This window comes from Pseudomonas simiae (assembly GCF_000934565.1).
Lineage (GTDB): Bacteria > Pseudomonadota > Gammaproteobacteria > Pseudomonadales > Pseudomonadaceae > Aquipseudomonas > Aquipseudomonas simiae.
On record NZ_CP010896.1, the window covers coordinates 2,097,170 to 2,115,020 of the forward strand.

15 protein-coding genes are annotated in these 17,851 nt (G+C 62.3%); 2 read left to right on the forward strand and 13 right to left on the reverse strand.

Annotation, left to right across the window (positions count from 1 at the left end; genetic code table 11):
* Position 1: 1 nt before the first annotated feature.
* The 9 genes from PF1751_RS09625 to PF1751_RS09665 are packed head-to-tail and all read right to left on the reverse strand — an operon-like array spanning position 2 to position 11,454.
* Positions 2 to 1,105: a glycosyltransferase family 4 protein gene (locus PF1751_RS09625; RefSeq protein ID WP_044286937.1), complete on the reverse strand. Its 1,104-nt coding sequence runs from the start codon at positions 1,103 to 1,105 to the stop codon at positions 2 to 4.
* Positions 1,096 to 2,313, reverse strand: a complete 1,218-nt coding sequence (locus tag PF1751_RS09630; protein ID WP_044286938.1) for a glycosyltransferase family 4 protein — start codon at positions 2,311 to 2,313, stop codon at positions 1,096 to 1,098. Before PF1751_RS09630 ends, PF1751_RS09625 begins: the two co-directional genes overlap by 10 nt.
* Positions 2,314 to 2,321: 8 nt before the next feature.
* Positions 2,322 to 3,650, reverse strand: coding sequence for a GH39 family glycosyl hydrolase (locus PF1751_RS09635; RefSeq protein ID WP_044286940.1), 1,329 nt, complete (start codon positions 3,648 to 3,650; stop codon positions 2,322 to 2,324).
* Entirely contained in the window at positions 3,640 to 4,830 is a 1,191-nt protein-coding gene (locus tag PF1751_RS09640; protein ID WP_021492072.1) for a glycosyltransferase, read from the reverse strand. The genes PF1751_RS09635 and PF1751_RS09640 overlap by 11 nt, the downstream gene beginning before the upstream one ends.
* Positions 4,830 to 6,821 (reverse strand): GumC family protein, encoded by a 1,992-nt coding sequence (locus PF1751_RS09645; protein WP_021492071.1) that lies wholly within the window; start codon positions 6,819 to 6,821, stop codon positions 4,830 to 4,832. The genes PF1751_RS09640 and PF1751_RS09645 overlap by 1 nt, the downstream gene beginning before the upstream one ends.
* Positions 6,822 to 6,835: 14 nt before the next feature.
* Entirely contained in the window at positions 6,836 to 7,612 is a 777-nt protein-coding gene (locus tag PF1751_RS09650) for a polysaccharide biosynthesis/export family protein (RefSeq protein WP_010211550.1), read from the reverse strand.
* A gap of 29 nt (positions 7,613 to 7,641) precedes the next feature.
* Entirely contained in the window at positions 7,642 to 8,553 is a 912-nt protein-coding gene (locus PF1751_RS09655) for a glycosyltransferase family 2 protein (protein WP_010211549.1), read from the reverse strand.
* A 1-nt stretch (position 8,554) separates the two neighbouring features.
* Complete coding sequence (locus PF1751_RS09660) at positions 8,555 to 10,015, reverse strand: mannose-1-phosphate guanylyltransferase/mannose-6-phosphate isomerase (protein ID WP_021492068.1); 1,461 nt, start codon at positions 10,013 to 10,015, stop codon at positions 8,555 to 8,557.
* Complete coding sequence (locus PF1751_RS09665; protein WP_044286941.1) at positions 10,015 to 11,454, reverse strand: undecaprenyl-phosphate glucose phosphotransferase; 1,440 nt, start codon at positions 11,452 to 11,454, stop codon at positions 10,015 to 10,017. Before PF1751_RS09665 ends, PF1751_RS09660 begins: the two co-directional genes overlap by 1 nt.
* Between PF1751_RS09665 and PF1751_RS29170 the strand changes: the two genes are divergently transcribed.
* A complete protein-coding gene (locus tag PF1751_RS29170; RefSeq protein WP_162484834.1) occupies positions 11,354 to 11,650 on the forward strand; it encodes a hypothetical protein in 297 nt (98 codons plus the stop codon). The two genes, PF1751_RS09665 and PF1751_RS29170, sit on opposite strands and share 101 nt — an antisense overlap.
* Positions 11,651 to 11,897: 247 nt before the next feature.
* On the opposite strand, the gene PF1751_RS09670 is transcribed toward PF1751_RS29170, so the two are convergent.
* The 3 genes from PF1751_RS09670 to PF1751_RS09680 form a co-directional block, all read right to left on the reverse strand.
* Positions 11,898 to 14,381, reverse strand: coding sequence for a TonB-dependent siderophore receptor (locus tag PF1751_RS09670; protein ID WP_044286942.1), 2,484 nt, complete (start codon positions 14,379 to 14,381; stop codon positions 11,898 to 11,900).
* Between the two features lie 105 nt (positions 14,382 to 14,486).
* Positions 14,487 to 15,437: a FecR domain-containing protein gene (locus PF1751_RS09675; protein WP_021492066.1), complete on the reverse strand. Its 951-nt coding sequence runs from the start codon at positions 15,435 to 15,437 to the stop codon at positions 14,487 to 14,489.
* Entirely contained in the window at positions 15,424 to 15,939 is a 516-nt protein-coding gene (locus PF1751_RS09680) for a sigma-70 family RNA polymerase sigma factor (protein WP_044286943.1), read from the reverse strand. The genes PF1751_RS09675 and PF1751_RS09680 overlap by 14 nt, the downstream gene beginning before the upstream one ends.
* Positions 15,940 to 16,099: 160 nt before the next feature.
* Between PF1751_RS09680 and PF1751_RS09685 the strand changes: the two genes are divergently transcribed.
* Entirely contained in the window at positions 16,100 to 16,729 is a 630-nt protein-coding gene (locus tag PF1751_RS09685) for a LysE family translocator (protein ID WP_021492065.1), read from the forward strand.
* A gap of 362 nt (positions 16,730 to 17,091) precedes the next feature.
* Here the strand turns inward: PF1751_RS09685 and inhA are convergent, their stop codons facing one another.
* Entirely contained in the window at positions 17,092 to 17,772 is a 681-nt protein-coding gene (gene inhA / locus PF1751_RS09690) for an isonitrile hydratase (RefSeq protein WP_044286945.1), read from the reverse strand.
* Between the last annotated feature and the right edge of the window lie 79 nt (positions 17,773 to 17,851).

The window sequence follows — 17,851 nt, forward strand, 5'->3', positions numbered from 1 at the left end:
CTCACTTCAATTCCTCGATCAGTTCGGCCAGGCGTCGGCGGTAGGCTTGATGGTTGAAGCGTTGCGCCCATTGCCGGCGTTGCTCGGGTGATTCTTCTTCCGCGCGATCGCCGAGGCTGAGCATCAATTGCGTCAGCGCCGGACCATCGGTGGGCGAAAAACGCGGTGCCGAGGGCGGGGTGATTTCATCCAACGAGGTACCGCTGGCCACCGCCACCGGGGTGCCGACGCTCAGCGCTTCGATCACTGGCAGGCCGAAGCCTTCGGCATAGGAAGGCTGCCATAGGCGCGAAGCCTGGCGATAAAGCGCATGCAACTCGGCATCCGACACACCGCTGAGCGCACGAATGCCCGGCAGGGTGCGCTGGGCCTCGGGCAAATGGTCGAGGCTGCCCACCAGCACCAACTCCGGCACGGCGGGGGACTGGCGTCGCGCCTGCTGCCAGGCGTCTACCAGGAACGGCACGTTCTTGCGCAACTCGCGGGTGCCCACCAGCAACCAATAGCGTTCAGGCAATTGGCGTGCACTGAGATCCGCTGCCTGTTCGGAAAAGGCATCGACCTGGTTGGGCAACACCCGAATCTTGCCCGCCGCCTTGGGAAACAACCGCGCGGTTTCATCGGCGCTGTACTGCGACGGCGTCCACACCCGATCGGCGCTGTGCACCGCGTAGGCAATCGACAGGCGATCACTGGTCTTGTAGATCAGCGCCTTCAGACGGTTGGCGTGATAGTTGTCGAGGGTGATTTGGAACAGGTCGTGCAACAGCACCACCGTACGCAGCCCCTTCGGGTGGGGCGGCAATGGCAGGCCCATGTTGAAGGTGCTGATGTACAGGTCGATATGCTGCTCACGCAACGCACGCGGCAAAAAGCCGGCCTCGAAACGCAGGCGATTGTGTGGCTGGTGCATGGCGGTTTTAGAGCAGCCCCAGGCCGGGCAATGGGCCCGCAAGCGGGTTTCATCGCCCAAGGGAGCCACAGTGAACCGTTCAAGCTCGATGCCCGGCAGGCCGTGCAGGGCGCTTTCCAGCGCGTACACCTGGCGGCTGATGCCCGATTGCGGCGAGGTGCCGACGGTGCGGTAATCCAGGCCTACACGCATGCGGGCTCCTTTTGATTCAGGGGCGAAAGGCTGGCGTACACCTTTTCCAACTGGCTGGCGGCGACGCTCCAGTCGTGGGCGCGGCGCACATAGGCGCGGGCGGCTTCGCCCATGGCCGCGGCGGCATCGGGAAATTGCAGCAGGCGCACCACGGCGTCCGCCAGGCTCACAGCGGTCTGCCCGCCGAGGTAGTCCAGGCCTTCCACCAGGTCCAACCCGGACACGCCTTGTTCGGTACTTGCCAATGGCAGGCCCGCGGCCAACGCTTCCAGCACTTTGAGCTTGGAACCACCACCATGGCGCAACGGCGCCAGAAACACCGAGCAGCTCGACTGCAGTTTCAGCAGGTTGGGCACAAACCCTTGCCATTCAATGCGCGGGTCCGGCCAGCGCTCACGCCAACTGTCCGGCATGCCGAAGCCACACACACTCATTCGCGCCTGCGGGCAACGCTCCCAGACCTTGGGCAGGATTTCGTCCAGGGCCCATTCGATGGCGTCCACGTTGGGCGCGTATTCGTAGTTGCCGAGGAACAGCACGCGGTGGGTCGACGGGTCAGGTCGGGCGGCGGCGAAGTGATCGCAATCCACGCCATTGACCACCACTGACACCGGTTTGCCGGCGATGGGTTCCAGGACCTGGGCGTCGCTGTCGGTCACCGCCACCACTTGGGTGGCCTGGCGCATCACGCGCCGTTCCCAGCGGGTGTAACGCCATTGGTCATAGCGAATGAACGGCAGCGACCAACCCGGCAAGCGGTCGTAAGTGGCCGCGCCTAGGGCCGATTCGACGTTGTGTTCGGTCAGCACGAACGGCTGGGATTTGCGCGCCAGCGCCTCTTCATAGGGCTGGAAGCTATAGGTGTGCTCGATCTGCACCACATCCCAATGCTCGTTGAGCAGTTGGTTGAACCGGTCCTGCAACGCGCCCGACAAGCCATTCACGCTCGCCAGCAGCGGGTAGGGCGCAAACAGCCCGGCGAGCAGGGTCTTCACGCTGCGCAGAGGGCGACGCGGCAGGATGATCAGTTGTTCGAGAAACGCCTCCAGCACCTGGCGGTCGGTGAGCGACACCGGATGTTTGTCATGCAGCAGCAAGGTGATCCGATGCCCACGCGCGGACAGGCTGCGCAGCAGGTGGAACTGGCGCGTCTTGCCGCCGCTGGTGGCGGGCCAGGGTGAGTAGGGCAGGATCCATAAAATGCGCATGGCAGGCCTCACTCCCATAACAGAATTTGCAGGTTCGACTTGACCGGAACGGTCAGGCCATTGGTGCCGCTTACCGGGGTTTGTGTGCCGTGCAGCGGGTCGTACAGGGTGGCGCTGGCCAAGCCCGGCAGGTGCGCGTTGCCGCCCTGGGCGGACCAGAAGAACCACAGCTTGCGCCCATCGGTGCGGGTCCAGCCGATGCTGAACAGGCCATCGGGCAGCGCGTCGGCAGCAGGCGGATCACCCGGCGTGAGCTTCGGCCCGCTGACATCAAGGAAGTTCTTCAGTGCGGTGTAGACCGGCTTGGGGTTGGTGTCGATATCCAGCAAGCCATAGGAGCGGTCACGCACGCTGGCGCGCTGGTCGAGGTCGCTCAAGGTGAACAGGAAAATCTTGTCGTAATCCATCGCGCTCATCAGCGCCAGGCGACGAACCACGTAGTCGGCCTGGGCCTGAGGGGTGATGAGGTCCTGGGCGTCTTTTGGCCCCTTGTACGTCGACCAGCCCCACTCGGTGCTCCACAAGGTTTGCACGCCACCGTTGCGCAGGGCCTGGTTGAGCTGGGTGGATTTGGCGATGAAGTCCAGGTTGGCCGGGTCGTTGCCTTCGGGCAATTGGGTGTAGGGGTGGTAGGAGATGATGGTGTTCAGACTGGCCACGCCCAGCGCGCCCAAGGCGTCGAACATGGTCTGGCCGTTGGGCATTTCACTGAAAAACGCCATGCCGGCGGCGACCACCGGTTTGTTCGGGTTCACGGCGCGTAACGCGTTGGTGGTAACGGTCAGAAGATTCGCGTAGCCGGCAGGATCCGCCACCGGGCGCCAGAAACCGATCAAGTTCGGTTCATTCCAGACTTGCCAGGCATCCACGCTGGGGTAGCGCTGTGAGAGCAGCGCCATGCGGTTGGCGAACACGTTGGGATCTTGCGGCGGGTACTGGTCCGGGTACTGCGACATCGGTGGCGCGCTGGTGATAAAGCGTGCCGACCCGACTAAGTAAAACACCGACTTGATCTGGTTCTGTTGCAGCTTGCCCACCAGCTCATCGAGGGTGGCGAGCTTGTACTGGTTCTGCGCGGTTTCCAGCTGATCCCAGTGCAGATCCAGGCGCACCCACTCCAGGCCCAGGGCCTTGAGGCGGTCGATCTGCTTCTGGTAGCGCTCGGGGCTGAACCACAGAAACTGCGCATTCACCCCCAGGAAATCCTTCCACACCACTTCCTTGGTGCCCTTGAGTACATGGCTTTCGGCATCCGCTTGGCGTCCCCACAAGAATGCGGTCAAGCCCAGGGCTGCAACCACCGCAAAGGTGGCGAGGTAAGTGCGTTTACGCGCCATAAGGGGCTCCGGTGATGGCCTGCTCGAAGAGCTGCTTGAACTTCTGCGCGGTCAACGGCCATAGGCGTTCGCGGCCGATTTCCCCGGCCCGCTCGGCCCAATCCCGCGCCAGCAGTGGCGTGCGTGCCAAGCGCAGTAGCTGTTCGCCGAGCGCGGCCACATCCCCTTCGGGGTAGATCGCGCCGTTGCCGCTGGCGACTTCCTCGGCAAACGCACGCGCGTCGGAGGTGATTGCGCCGCGCCCACAGGCGGTGGCCCAGGACAGCGCGCCACTGGTGCCGCGCTGGCGTCCGAGCAGGCCGAGTTTTTTCGATTCGCGATACGGCAGCACCATCACATGGTGGGCCTGAATGGTCTGGGCGATTTCATCGGCCGGCAGGTTCAGGCGCCAGTCGATTGCGTCGGTCAGCCCCAATTCCGCGATCTGGGCATTCAACTGCTCCAGGTAGTTGCCGCCCGCGCCGAACGCCATTTCCGCCGCAGTGCCGCCGGCCAGGGTCAGGCGCACGCGGTCGCGCAAGTGAGGGGCTTGCTTGAACACATTCGCCAGGGCCTGCACCAGGTCTTCAATACCTTTGCCGCGGTAGATAAAGCCGAAATACAGCAGGCGCAAGGTGTCCAGCGACGGCAATGCTGCCGGTGCAATCGCCAGGTTGGCATGGTTGATCACCGCGACTTTGCCGGCCGGCAGTTGCATGCGTTGGGTCAAGCAGTCGGCGCCCAGTCGGGTGAGGGTCACCAACCGGGTCAGTCCCTTGGCCACCTGGCGTTCTTCGCGCAGGGTCAGCGGGTCGGCCAGCACCACCGCCGCCTGCGGCAATGGGCTGGGCAGACGCGCCATCAGGTTCAGTGGAAACGGCAACTGTTCACGTCGCCACACGATGCGCTCCGGGTCATGCACGGTGGCCGTCAGTGGCAACTGCGGGTAAGTCTTGCGCAGTTCACGCAAGGCCAGGAATTCCCCGAGCCGCCCGCCGCCCAGCTCGGCGTGCACCAGGTCGACGGAGTGCCAGTCGAAAGCTGCGATGGCTTGCTTGATCGCCTCGGAGTTGCCCGCGACCCCGGTCAACGGCGTCAGCACCGTCACACCGAGGTGTTCCAGTGCCGTGCGGAAATGGTTCGCGTAGTCGGCGATCCCGTTCTTTTCCGGCGGCAAGGGCGCGAGCAGGGCGATACGCATCAGAACGCTCCCCGGTATTTACCGATGGTCTGCAACACCTTGCCCGGCACTTCGAACTTGCGACGGTTGATGATGATGCCGTCCACCTTGCCAAACGCCGTGTTGAGGATCGACAGCGCATGCTCCACCACCGGCACGGTACTTTTGCGGGCTTCCACCACCAGGCCGATCAGGTCGGCGCGGCGCAGGTTGATGAAGGCTTCGCGGTTATCCAGCAGGGCCGAGGCGTCGAGCAACACCACTTCACCCGGTGCGGCGGCTTCCACCCCGCCGACCCGCACATTGATGCCGTTTTCATGCAGCAGCTGGCGCAGTTGCTCCACCACAAAGGTCACCCCTTCGCCATGGCGCGCCGAGGTCAGGCCCAGGGTCACGCCATGCTCGGCAATGCGGTCGGGCTGCAGCAGACTGTACAGCCGGTAGATGCTCGCATTGAACGCGTTGGTACTTTGCGCGGTGGAGGTGTCCAGCTCCGGCAGGGTGGTCCACAGTGGCAAGCCGAACTTGCGTTCCACCAGGCCACCGTCGTGAATCCGCTGGTCGAGCAGGTAGCACAGGTAGATCACCAGCAGGCCGACCACGATGGCAAACGGAATCGCCAACACCAGCATCACCAGGGTTTTCGGGAAGATGCGGCCCGGGTTCAGGGTGGCCTCTTCGATCACGGCGATGTTGCTGATCTGGCTGTTATCCAGCTCGCGGTCGATGCGGGATTTTTCCAGGTTATCCACGTACAGCGCGTAGTTGCGCTCGGTGGTGTTCAGCTCGCGGGAGAGGCGGGCCAGCTCCGGCTCAATCTCCAGGGCCTCCTTGCGTTGGGCTTCCAGGGTCAGCAGTTGTTTCTGCTGTTGAACCAGCTGGGTTCGCAGCGCCTGGTTGTTGCTGGTTTCATCCAGCAACACGCGCTGCAAGTGAATTTCCAAGGTGTTTGGCGCACGGTTCTCTGACGCTTGCACCGTGTTGCTCTCGTTGTTGACCTGCATCTGCATTGCCCGAATCGACGCGTCCAGGGCTTTGACCGGCGGCGCGTTGTCGGTGTAGGTGCGCATCATGTCGGCCTTTTCCAGCAGCTTCTGGTTGAGCAGGCGACGCAAATCCTGCTGCTGCGGGTTCAGTGCGATCTGGCGCACTGTGGTGACTTCCTTGGGTTGGCCCTTGAGCTGGGTGCGTGTGCTCTGGATCGCACTGTCGGACGAAGCGATCAGCCGCGTGGTGTTGAAGGTCTCGCCGCGCAGCACGTTGATGCGCTCGGACAAGTCTTCCAGGCGGTCGGTGATGCTCGCGGCGCCGATCTTGTTCAGGTGGGTGAGGATCTGTTCCTTGTAGCTCTTGATCTCGGTCGCGCTGTTGGCCACCTGGCCTTCATAGAACGCGTACAGGCTCTTGCGGCCCAGGGCCTCGGTGCGCTCGTTGATGTAGGTCTCGACCCAATCCTTGACCACCGCCTGGGCGATTTCCGGGTCGCTCCATTTGAAGCTGATGTCCATCACCGTGGAACCGGCGGCGTGGCTCACCTCGAAGTTCTTCTCCAGGCCGGCAGCCAGACGTTCGACCGGGGTAGTTTTTTCGACGATACCGACGGTTTCCATGATCACGCGCACGCCGTCGAACACCGCACCCACGCCGCTCTTGACGTAGTACTTGGTGCGCTTCCAGAAACCCTCCGGCGGCGGTGCGTTTTCGATCACTTCCAGATAATGCTCAGCCACCGCGCGCACGATGGGCCGGCCGGTGAGCAGGCGCTCCTCGTCGACAATCGGGTCACGCTGGGTGCTGGGCATCACCAGCGCCTGGCGGTTGCTGATCTCGATGGGCAAGGTCGAATCGCGCCCTGGTTTCACCAGCAGCCGCGCGGTGGACTCGTACTTGGCCGGCAGCAGGAACGCCCCCAGCAGGATGATCACCAGCGCGGCAATCGCCGCCAGTTTGAACTCACGCCGGAAGATGAAGAACAAGCGCAGAAGATCACGAAAAGAACGGATCTCGATCATGGGATGTCGCTCCTTTAGTTATTGCCGCCGCTGGTTCGGGTGTAGTTGTAGCCAACCCCAATGGACTTGGTGAAAGGGATCAGTTGGTTCATGTAGGTATCGACCCCTTGGATGCGCTCGCCCACGTTGGATTTGGGCACGAACACCACATCGCCGCGTTGCAGGTGCACGGGTTTGCGGCCGTTGGGGCCGGTCTTGAGTAACTGGCTGAAGTCCAGGAAGTACGCGCGATATGCACCCTGGGCGTCTTCGCGCAGCAGGGCGACCATGCTCGCGTTGCCCGCCGGGCTGACCCCGCCGGCACCAATGATGGCTTGTTCCAGGGTGTTGGCCGTGCCGAGTTGCACCGCCGTCGGGTTGTTCACCGCGCCGCCGACGATGATCGAGCTGCCCGGCGCCTGGTTGATGTTCACGGTCACGCGCGGTTCGCGGTAGATGGGCGCGAGTTTGCTGGTCAACTCTGTGGCCAGTTCCGAAGGCTGGCGTCCGGCGACCTGGACCGGTCCCAGGAACGGGTAGTTGATCTTGCCGTCGGTCTGCACCGTGTACAGCGTCAGCTCATAGATGGTGCTGACGTTGAACGCCGACAGCGTCGGCATCTCGCCGGCATCGCGCACGATGCGCAACTGGTCGCCGATGCGGATGCGTTCCACCGCCGGCGGCAGTTGGGCAAGCTGGTCGAGGGCGCGTTTGCCTTCCTCGACGGTTTTGTCGTCGGGCGGGACGATGCGTGCCGGCGTATTGCAGGCGGCCAAGGCCATCATGGCCACGACAAGCAGGGTTCGTTTCATCAAGGGGGACTTCCTGTAGGGCATGATGCTCACCTCCAATAACCGGGAAACATGCTGATGCGCCGCTTGAGGGCGAGGGGGAGGCGACGCTCCAGATGGCCCAGCCGGTAGCCGAGCAGTTTGAACGCACTGCGTACCAATACTTCGGGGGCGCGGTACAAGGCACCGGCTTTGCGCAAGGCCGCGAGTTCGGCCAGCACATAGCGCTTGCCTTCGCCTCCCGCGTCGCCAAAGGCCTGCTTGATCCACGGTTCGCGACCGTAGAACACGCCAATATCGAAGTAGCGGTGAAACTCATCCAAGAGCTTGTAATCGTGGGAGTGATGCACCAGCGCCGTGGCGGCGTAGCGCACCTTGTAGCCTTCGAGCAGCATGCGCGCCGCCACATAGGCGTCTTCGCTGCCGATCACATCCGCCGGAAAACCGCCCACCGCTTGCAGCACACTGCGCCGGTACACGGAAAACGAGTCGGAACTGAAGCAGGTCTTGATCCCCAGCTCCGGCGCATCGGCCAGGCTCTTGCTGCGGCTCTGTTCGGGGTAGTTGAAGTGCCGCGATTGTGCACCCAGCACACCCGCATCGGGGTGGGGTAACTGGCGGCCGTACGCCACGCCGTTGAGCGGGTCCTGCTGCAATTCGGCGAGCAGATTGGCGAAGGTCTCGGGGGTGGCGGGAATCGCGTCCTGGGTCATCACGATCAGCGCGTCGCCGGACACTTGTTCGCTGGCCCAGCGCCGCGTGCCGCCGTGGTTGAAGTCACGCGCGTCGATCACCTCGACCCGTGCGCCGAACTCGCGAAAGCGCGCCACCGTGTCATCGCTGGAGGCGCTGTCCACCACCAGCATCTCGTCAGGTTGCAGGGTTTGCATGCGCAGCGCCGGCAGTAGACGCGCCAGGTGGCTGGAGGCGTTGCGGGTCGGGATAATCAGTGACGTGCGCATGTTATTTCTTCACGTCTGCCGGGGCGCGCCCGTAGATGTCGTCGAAGCGCACAATGTCGTCCTCGCCGAGGTACTCGCCGCTCTGCACCTCAATCATCACTAGGTCAATGATGCCGGGGTTGGTCAGGCGGTGTTTGTGCCCGGCCGGAATGTAGGTGGACTCGTTGGCGTTGATCAGGAATTCGCGCTCGCCGTTAGTAATTTGCGCCGCGCCGCTGACCACCACCCAGTGTTCGCTGCGATGGTGGTGCATCTGCAGTGACAGCGATGCCTGAGGCTTGACCACGATGCGCTTGATCTTGAAACGGCTGCTTTCCTCCAGCACGGTGTAGGTGCCCCACGGCCGGGTGACGGTGCGGTGCAGGCTGTACGCCGGATGGTTTTGACGCTTGAGCTCGGCGACGATGTAGCGCACATCCTGGCTGCGGTGGGCGTCGGCGATCAGCAGGGCATCCGGGGTGTCGACGATGATCAGGTCACGCACACCCACGGCGCCAAGTACACGCTTGGGCGAGTCGATGTAGCAGTTGTGCACGTCATGCAGAATCGCTTCGCCATTGACCTGATTGCCATGAGCGTCGCTCGGGGTGAGCTGGCGCAGGGCTTCCCAGGAACCGATATCGCTCCAGCCAATATCGCAGGGGACCACGGCGACTTGCGTGGACTTCTCCATCAGCGCCACGTCGATGGAAATATCCGGCGCACTGCCAAAGGCCTCCGAGTCCAGTTCACGCTGGCGCGAGGTCTTGTTCTGCAGACTCTGGCTGTGGTCCAGGGCGGCACGCGCAGCCTCCAGCACGTCAGGTGCATGGGTGGCGAGTTCGTCCACCAGGGTGCTGGCCTTGAAGCAGAACATGCCGGCGTTCCACAGGTGCTTGCCGCCATCCAGGTAGGCCTGGGCAGTGGCCAGGTCGGGTTTTTCCACAAAGCGTTTGACCCGGTTGCCCGTGCCCAGCCGTTCACCTTGTTCGATATAGCCAAAGCCGGTTTCCGGCTGGTCCGGCTGGATGCCGAAAGTCACCAGGTAGCCGGCTTCGGCCAGGTCCCGGGCCTGGGTCACGGCCTCGGCGAACGTCACTTCATTGAGGATCAAATGGTCGGCAGGCATCACCAGCAACTGCGCCTCACCCCCGAAATGTTCTTGCACATGCAGCGCCGCCACGGCGATCGCCGCCGCGGTGTTGCGACCGAACGGCTCCAGCAGCAGGTCCAGGGGCAGGTGGGCCTTGTTGACCAGGCGATAGTCATCCAGGGTGCGGAACAGCAGGTCACGGTTAGTCACTGTTAACACGCTTTCCACGCCGGGCAATTTGGCGGCGCGCTGGAAGGTTTTCTGCAGCAGGCTCTGGCCGTCGCGCATGCGCATGAACGGCTTGGGCATGTTCTGCCGAGACACCGGCCACAGCCGCGTGCCCGAACCACCGGAAATGATGCAGGGAATTAATCCGTTGAGTGTGTTCATCAATAGACTTCCTTGGTGGAAAGGACGGCCGGGACCGTCATGAAAACGATGTACAAGTCAAACCACACCGACCACTTGGAGATGTACTCCAAGTCGTACTCGACACGTTTCTGGATCTTGAACAGGGTGTCGGTCTCACCCCGGTAACCATTGATCTGCGCCCAGCCGGTAATGCCCGGCTTGACCCGGTGCCGAGAGCTGTACTCGCTCACCGCCACCTCGAAGGGAACCCCGGCCGCCTTGGTGGCGGTGGCATGCGGACGCGGGCCGACCATGGACATGTTGCCCAGCAGCACGTTGAACAGTTGCGGCAGCTCGTCGATGCTGGTCTTGCGGATGATGCGGCCCACGCGGGTGATGCGCGGGTCTTCGCGAGTGGTCTGGCGTTCGGCGGTGAAGTCGCTCTGGTCGGTGTACATCGAGCGGAACTTGAACACGCGGATTTCATTGTCGTTGTAGCCATAGCGGTTCTGGCGAAACAACACCGGGCCCTTGGAGTCGAGCTTGATGGCAATCGCCGTTGCCAGCATCACCGGCGACAGCGCCACCAACGCCAGGCTGGCCAGCAGCAAATCCTCACAGCGCTTGATCACCGGCGACCAGCCACGCAGCGGCAACTGCGAGGTGTTGAACATCAGGATGCCGCCCACGTCGGTGATTTTGCTGTGGCCGTAGCGCAGGGCGGCCATGTCCGGCACCAGCACGACGTTCACCGACAACTGCCGCAGGCGGTTGACCAGGCCGTGAATGCGTTGTTCGGCGGCCCAGGGCAGGCAGATCATCACCTGGTTGACCTGCTCGGCGCGGATCAGTTTTTCCAGGTCGCGGGTGTTGCCCAACAGGGGCAGGTTGCTCAGCTCCTTGGGAATGCGTTCGGTGCGGTCATCAATGAAGCCGACCAGGCCGGAACGAATATCGCCGTTGCGCTGCAAATGATCGGCGACATGCACCGCGGTGTCGGTAAAGCCCAGGATCACCGTACGTTGCAGGTATTTGCCGGCACGCATCAGCCGGCGGTACAGGCGCAGCATTACCAGGCGTTCAAGACAAAACAGCCCCAGGCTGACGATGTACCACGTCACCAGGTTGCGTGGGGTCAATTGCGGGAAGAACTGCAGGATCTGGTACATGAATAGCAGGATGCAAAAAGCCGCCGTCCAGGCCTTGATCTTGGCTTTCAGGCGCAGCCGGTTGCTGAACAATTCTTCGGAATAGGTGCCCAGGGCCTGGAACAGAATAATGGTCAGGACCGCGAAAAACACCAGCAGGCCCAGGAAGTGGGCGCGCAGCTCAGGGTCTATCGGGTCCAGGAAGAGTACCAGGACCAGTGGAGGCAAAATGGCCGTCAGGCCATGGATCAACTTGACGAAAACAACAAAGAACTCAACAAAACCGGCGCGCGTTAAAAACAAACTGTCGACAGACGACTTCTCTCGCATAAAAACATCCCTCATTGCACTCCAGACTTCGCTGTTTGATTGTTTGTTCAATAAAGCAGCAGGCTGCTTTAGCGCGCTGGACAAACTGGCTACTCTGGGTAATACGCAACTTTTCATTGCAAATGCAGCTATCCATTTGAATGGATTTTGCAGGGTAGTGACTGGGGTGGTGACTAAAGGCGTGTGTCCTTACTGAGACCTGTCAATTAATTGACCGCTGCGCGGAAGTGGCGTGCTAGATAGGTTAATTAGTCTTTTTTGAGGCATTTTATTGACGCTCCTTGTCTGGACACTCGTTAATAAGGTGTGTTTTTGAGTGTAGGAACAAATGTCGGATTTTTCCTGCTTAAAGGAAAAACCTTTTTTGAGGCGGGGAAGGAAAGGGGGACAAATAGAGCGTGGCAGGGCGTACTTACTGCCCTGCCACCGGGGCGTTCGCCCGATCAGAAGTTGCCTTTTAAACTAACGGTGAAATTGCGTGGTTCGCCGTAGAAGTTACCCCAGGAGGCGGTACCGACTGTGTTGTAATAGCTTTTGTCGAACAAATTGTTGCCGTTGAGCGCCACGGTCCAGGTGTCGTCGATGCGGTACGCCATGCGTGCGCTCCAGGTCGCATACCCGGCCTGTTCGAGCTTGATGGTTTGCACGCGGTAGTTGCTGCTTTGGGCATTGACCCCGGCGCCCACGCTCCATTTCGCCAGCGCGCCGTCGAGCTGGTAGTCACCCCACAATCGCAGCATGTGCCGAGGCACGTAAGTGTTGGATGAACCGCCTTCGACCTGGCTGTCGATGTTTTTCAGAGACTTGGTCTGGGTGTAGGTGTAGCCGCCGAAAAGCTGCAGGCGCTCGAGCAATTCACCGCTGATTTCGGTCTCCACGCCTTGGGCGCGCACTTTGCCGGTGTCGGTGTAGCAATAACCATCGGCGGAGGTCGGGCACATCGTGGTGTAGTCGGATTCGGCGCCGTTTTTCTCGATGGCGCGGAACAGTGCCACGGAGCTGTTGAGGCGTCCGTCGAACCATTCGCCTTTGATCCCCAGCTCGTAGTTGTCCCCGATCTTGGGCTTGAGTGCCGCGCCATCGACGGTGGCGTAAGAGCTCTGCGGCTGGAAGATATCCGCGTAGCTGGCGTACACCGACAGGTGCTCGTCGAGGTCATAGATCAGCGCGGCGAACGGCGTGACTTCACCGGTTTCCTTGGTGCGTGCGTCCTGCACTGCCCATTCACCCCAGGCCAGGTTGTTGGACTGGCGACGGTTCTCGTACCAGCTCACGCGGCTGCCGACGATAAACATCAAGGGCTCGGCCAGGCGCAAGCGCAAGGTCGCGTAGGTGCCGTATTGAGTGGCGGTTTCCTTGACCGTGCCGCCGCGATACATGTTCGGCCAGAAGGTGTTGTTATCCGGCTCAGGGAAGTGGTGGTCGGGCTGGTAGATGCTCTGGCGCTTGGGCAGGTTCTGGATCGCGTACACATCGTCCTGGGTGCCACGGCTGCCGTTGGCGCCGAGGATCAGCTCATGCTCCAGGCCAAAGGCTTCGAACTTGCCGTCCACATAGGCATCGAGGCCGAAGTCCTTGTGGTCGTAGTCCATCAACGCAGCATAGGAGTTGGCCGTGGGCGCCGGGTTGCCATAGTTGATGGTGCCTTCGCTGGCGGCATACTTGGTGTCTTGCAGGTTGCGGCTGTGGACCGCCGCGACCTTGAGTTTCCAATCATCGTTGAAGTGATGGGTTACATCAGCGAAGAACGTGGTGCGCCGGCTTTGCCAGTCGTTCCAGGATTGGCCCAGGCAGGTCGAGCGGCTCAGGTTGGCGCTTTTGCCGTCGGCATAGCGCGGCAGGCCGCCCCAGCACGGCGTGGCGTCGACATCTTCGTAGCTGGCGCCGACGCCCAGGGTGGTGTCCGGCGTGAGGTCGAAATCCAGCGCGCCGTAGAACGCCTGGTCCTGGCGCTTGGCGATGTCCATGTACGACCCACGCGTCTGCTGGCTCACCGCCGCGCGACCACGCAGGGTGCCGCTGTCATTCAACGGACCGCCGGTGTCGACATCGGCGCGGTAGTTGTCCCAGGTGCCGGCCGATAGCGACAAGCTGGTGGTGGGCTTGGCCTGTGGACGCTTGCGCACGAAGTTCACCGCACCGCTGGCGGTGCCGGCGCCCTTGAGCATGCCGGCGGCGCCCTTGAGGACTTCCACGCGGTCATAAATCGCCATGTTCGCGCTGAAACTGTCGGCCTGGACGTAGTCCTTGCCCATGTCCAGGGGCACGCCGTCGTACTGGTACTGGCCGAGCATCTTGAAGCCTCTGGAGTAGAAGTACTTGCCGCCCATGGGTGACTCGTAGGTGGTGATGCCGGGCGTGCGTTCCATCACGTCGTCGATGGTGGTGACGTTCTGGTCGTCCATGAATTGGCGAGTCATCACACTCACCGATTGCGGCGTTTCCCGCAGGCTGTGTTCGCCCTTGCCGATGGTGACCGCGCCGGTGGTGTAGGAGCCGGTGCCGTCGGTGGTGGCGCCCAGACGTTCGCCGTTGATCAGGGTGGCGCCCAGGTTCAGCGAACCGGTATCGGCCACTTGTGGCAGCAGCATCCAGGTGCTGTTGCCCTGGCGTTGGGCTTGCAGGCCCTGGCCGCGTAGCAGTTGTTCGAGGGCCTGCTGAGAATCAAAGCGGCCACTCAAACCCGGGCTGGTTTTGCCGGCGACGCTGGTGGCGTCGTACGACAGGCTGATGCCGGCCTGGCGGGCGAACTGGTCCAGTGCTGTTGCCAGGGCACCGGCAGCAATGTTCCAGTCGCGGGCCTGGGTGTCGCTGGCCGGGGTTTCGGCCATCACGGCCACGGGCAAGGCGCTGCTCAGGCAGACGCCAAGCAAGGCGGCCTGTACCGCACGCTTGAGGGGGGAACGAGGGGAAGGGAACGCTTGCATGACCGCGGGATGCTCCTGAAGGAAGTGGATAAAACTGGCCTGTTGATCGGCCTTTCCTTACAGGTCGAGCGGCAATGAGAATTCACCTCATTTATTTTTGAAAATTTACACGCGCGGTGAAACGGTCACCCAATAGCGGCTGCGGTACGTGACATCGAGCTTGAGCGACTGCGCCACCAGGCCCAGCACCTGATCGGTGTCGTCCAACTGATAAGTCCCCGACACCCGCAACCCGGCCACTGCCTCGCTGCAGCGCAACAAGCCGTTGCGGTAGCGACCCAGTTCGGTGAGAAAATCGTCCAGGCGCATGTGGTGGGCGCTGATCACGCCATCGCTCCAGGCCCAGGGATCCAGGCCGTTGGCGACCGCCGGGCGAATGCCGCTGCGGTTGAACACCACCTGTTCGCCGGGCTTGAGGACCTGGCGTGCGCTGGCCGTCTGGCTGTCGGCAAACACCGCCACCGCGCCTTGCTGCACGGCGAGCAAAGTGCCGTAGGCGTCTTCGCGTACCAGGAATCGCGTGCCGAGGGCGCGTAGGTAACCGTCACGGGTCTGGACCCAGAAAGGGCGGTCGTCGGCCCCGGTATTCACCACGATTTCTCCCTGGCGCAACTGCACCAAGCGTCGGTCTGCGTTGAGCGACGCATCGATCGCGCTGGCGCTGTTGAGCTGGATCCGGCTGCCATCGTTCAATGCCACCCAGCGCCGTTCGCCGGTCGCGGTGCGATAGTCGGCCATCCAGGCGGGCAGGGGCGTGTAGTCGCGACCGAGCCAGGTCAAGCCCGCGGCGCCGGCCACCAGGCCCAGCAGTTTCAAGCCCTCACGGCGACTGATGCGTTGGCGCGCCCCGCGCAGGGCATGCCGGCCGACCTGGGCCGGTAGATGATTGAAATCGTCATTCATCGCTGTCACCCGCTGCCACACCCGCTGGTGTTCGGCGCTGGTGTGCAGCCAACGTTCGAAGGCGGCGGTGCTGGCATCGTCGGCGACATTGAAACGCAGGGTGATCATCCACTGGATCGCCTGGTCGACCAGCTGCGCGTCAGTTTTCGACATAACGCAACCGGTAACACGCGTGCAGCGCCTTGGACAGGTCCCGTTCCACCGTGGCCTTGGACACGCCGAGACGCAGGGCGATCTGTGCGCAAGTCAGGCCATCCAGTTGCGCCAGCAAAAAGGCTTCGCGCACGCGCGGCTTGAGCTGGTCGAGCAGACGGTCGATACGTTCCAGGCTGTCGAGGATCAACAGGCGGGTTTCTTCCGACGGCACCTCGATTTGCGGGAAGTGCGCGAGGCTTTCCAGGTAGGCGCGCTCCAGTTCGCGGCGGCGGTATTGGTCGATCATCAGGCTGCGGGCGATGCTGCTCAAGTACGCGCGCGGCTGCTGCAAGGTTTGCTGCCTGCGCGCATTAAGCAGGCGCACGAAGGTTTCCTGGGCCAGGTCGGCGGCGTGTTCGCGGCAGCCGGTGCGGCGGCTCAACCAGCCGCGCAGCCAGGCATGATGGGCATGGTAAAGCTGGCCGATGGCGGCATGGTCCAGTGGGTGATCGCTCGACATGGGCATCCTGGCGCAGCTGTCTTAATTGATAATGTTTCGCATTCTAATCGTTGCTCATGACGCTTCGCAATTGCCGCAGCGCAATGTATCCAGCACAATTTTTTGTCCGCCCTGGATGCACGGACTAATCTGCAGGCTTTTCCCGGTGGAAGGCTTGAGCATGATCGACCTGGCGACCCTGGCGGTATTTTCCGGTGCTGTGCTGTTGTTGCTGTTGTCCCCGGGGCCGAACATGGCCTTTGTGGTCAGTCATGGCGTCACCCATGGTTGGCGCGGGGGGATGGCATCGGCCCTGGGTATTGGCGTGGCCGACGTGCTGTTGACCGCCTTGACCGCTACCGGGGTGACGGCGTTGGTTGCCAGTTGGCCGCCATCCTTTGACGTGATCCGGTATGCGGGGGTGGTCTACCTGTTGTGGCTGGTGTTCAAGACCTTGCAGAAACGCCCCGTGCCGAATGCGGGGCACATCGACCGTGTGCCCTTGGGCCGGGTGTTTTTGCAGGCCATGCTCAATAGCTTGCTCAATCCCAAGGCGTTGCTGTTTTTTGTGGTGTTTTTGCCGCAGTTTGTACGGCCGGAAGCAGGGGACATTGCGGTGCAGTTGATGGTGCTTGGGGGGGTGTTGACCGTGATTGCAGCTGTATTTCATGGGCTGTTGGGCATTTTCGGTGGGGCGCTGAGTCGGTTTTTTGCCCGTCGCTCACAGGGGGCCTGGCTACAGAAATGGGGGTTGGCGACGGTGTTGACGGTGTTGGCGGTGCGCTTGGCGGTGATGTCTCGCCCAACCTGACTTGAAGAGAGTACGGCTGATCAATGTGGGAGCTGGCTTGCCTGCGAAGGCGGCCTGACAGCCGACCTGGATGTTGGATCAGGCCGGGTACCTATCCGTTATTTAGGTAACGGCTGCTATGGGTTTCGCCCTTACGGCGACTCACTTTGGAAAGGCCGGAATGCCGGCCCAGCCCAAAGTAAGCAAAGGACTCTTGCCCCAACACTCGGCACCTCGCCTAGGCTCGGTGTGCCCGTAATCCGACAAGGATTTGGGGGACCGCCTTAGATCAAGATCAAGAGCGGCTCCCTTCGCATCGTGGTTAGCGTTTAGATACCTACGACTATCGCCGACAAGCCGGCGCCTGCAGCTGCTTGGCAGAGTCAGCCCAACCGTGCCGCCGCGCGCGCGACGATCTCACCGCGCACTCTGCGCGATTCGACGGTGCGCTTGTTGGCTTCTTCCAGCACGTGCTGGGGCGCGGTGTCCGGGCGGCCGGAGTCGAAGGGTGGCGCGGGGGCGTATTCAATCTGCAACTGCACCAGTTGCGCCGCCGCCTCGCTGTACAACTCGGCCGCCAGGGTCAGGGCGAAGTCGATGCCGGCGGTGATGCCGCCGCCGGTCAGCAGGTTGCCGTCACGGACCACGCGTTCGTGTACGGGGATGGCGCCGAGCGGGGCGAGCAGGTCGTGGTAGGCCCAGTGTGTAGTCGCCTTGCGTCCCCGTAGCAAACCTGCCGCGCCCAGTACCAGCGAGCCGGTGCACACCGAGGTCACGTAGCGCGCGATCTGTGCCTGGACCTTGAGGAAATCCAGGGTCTGCGGGTCTTCCATCAGTGCGCCCACGCCGGAACCGCCGGGTACGCAGATCACATCCAGGCGCGGGCAGTCGGCGTAGGTCATGGTCGGGGTAAACACCAGGCCAGTGCTGGAGGTGATGGGTTCCAGGTCTTTCCACACCAGGTGCAGGTTCACCTCCGGCAGTGAACCCAGCACGTCGTAGGGGCCCGTGAGGTCCAGTTGCTGGATGCCGGGGAACAACAGAAAGCCGATCTGCAAGGTCATGAATGAAGCTCCGTGAAAGGGGTGGACGGCTTCACTCTAGAGGCCTAGGCTTTGGCGAATACGCCATTGAAGCCACGAA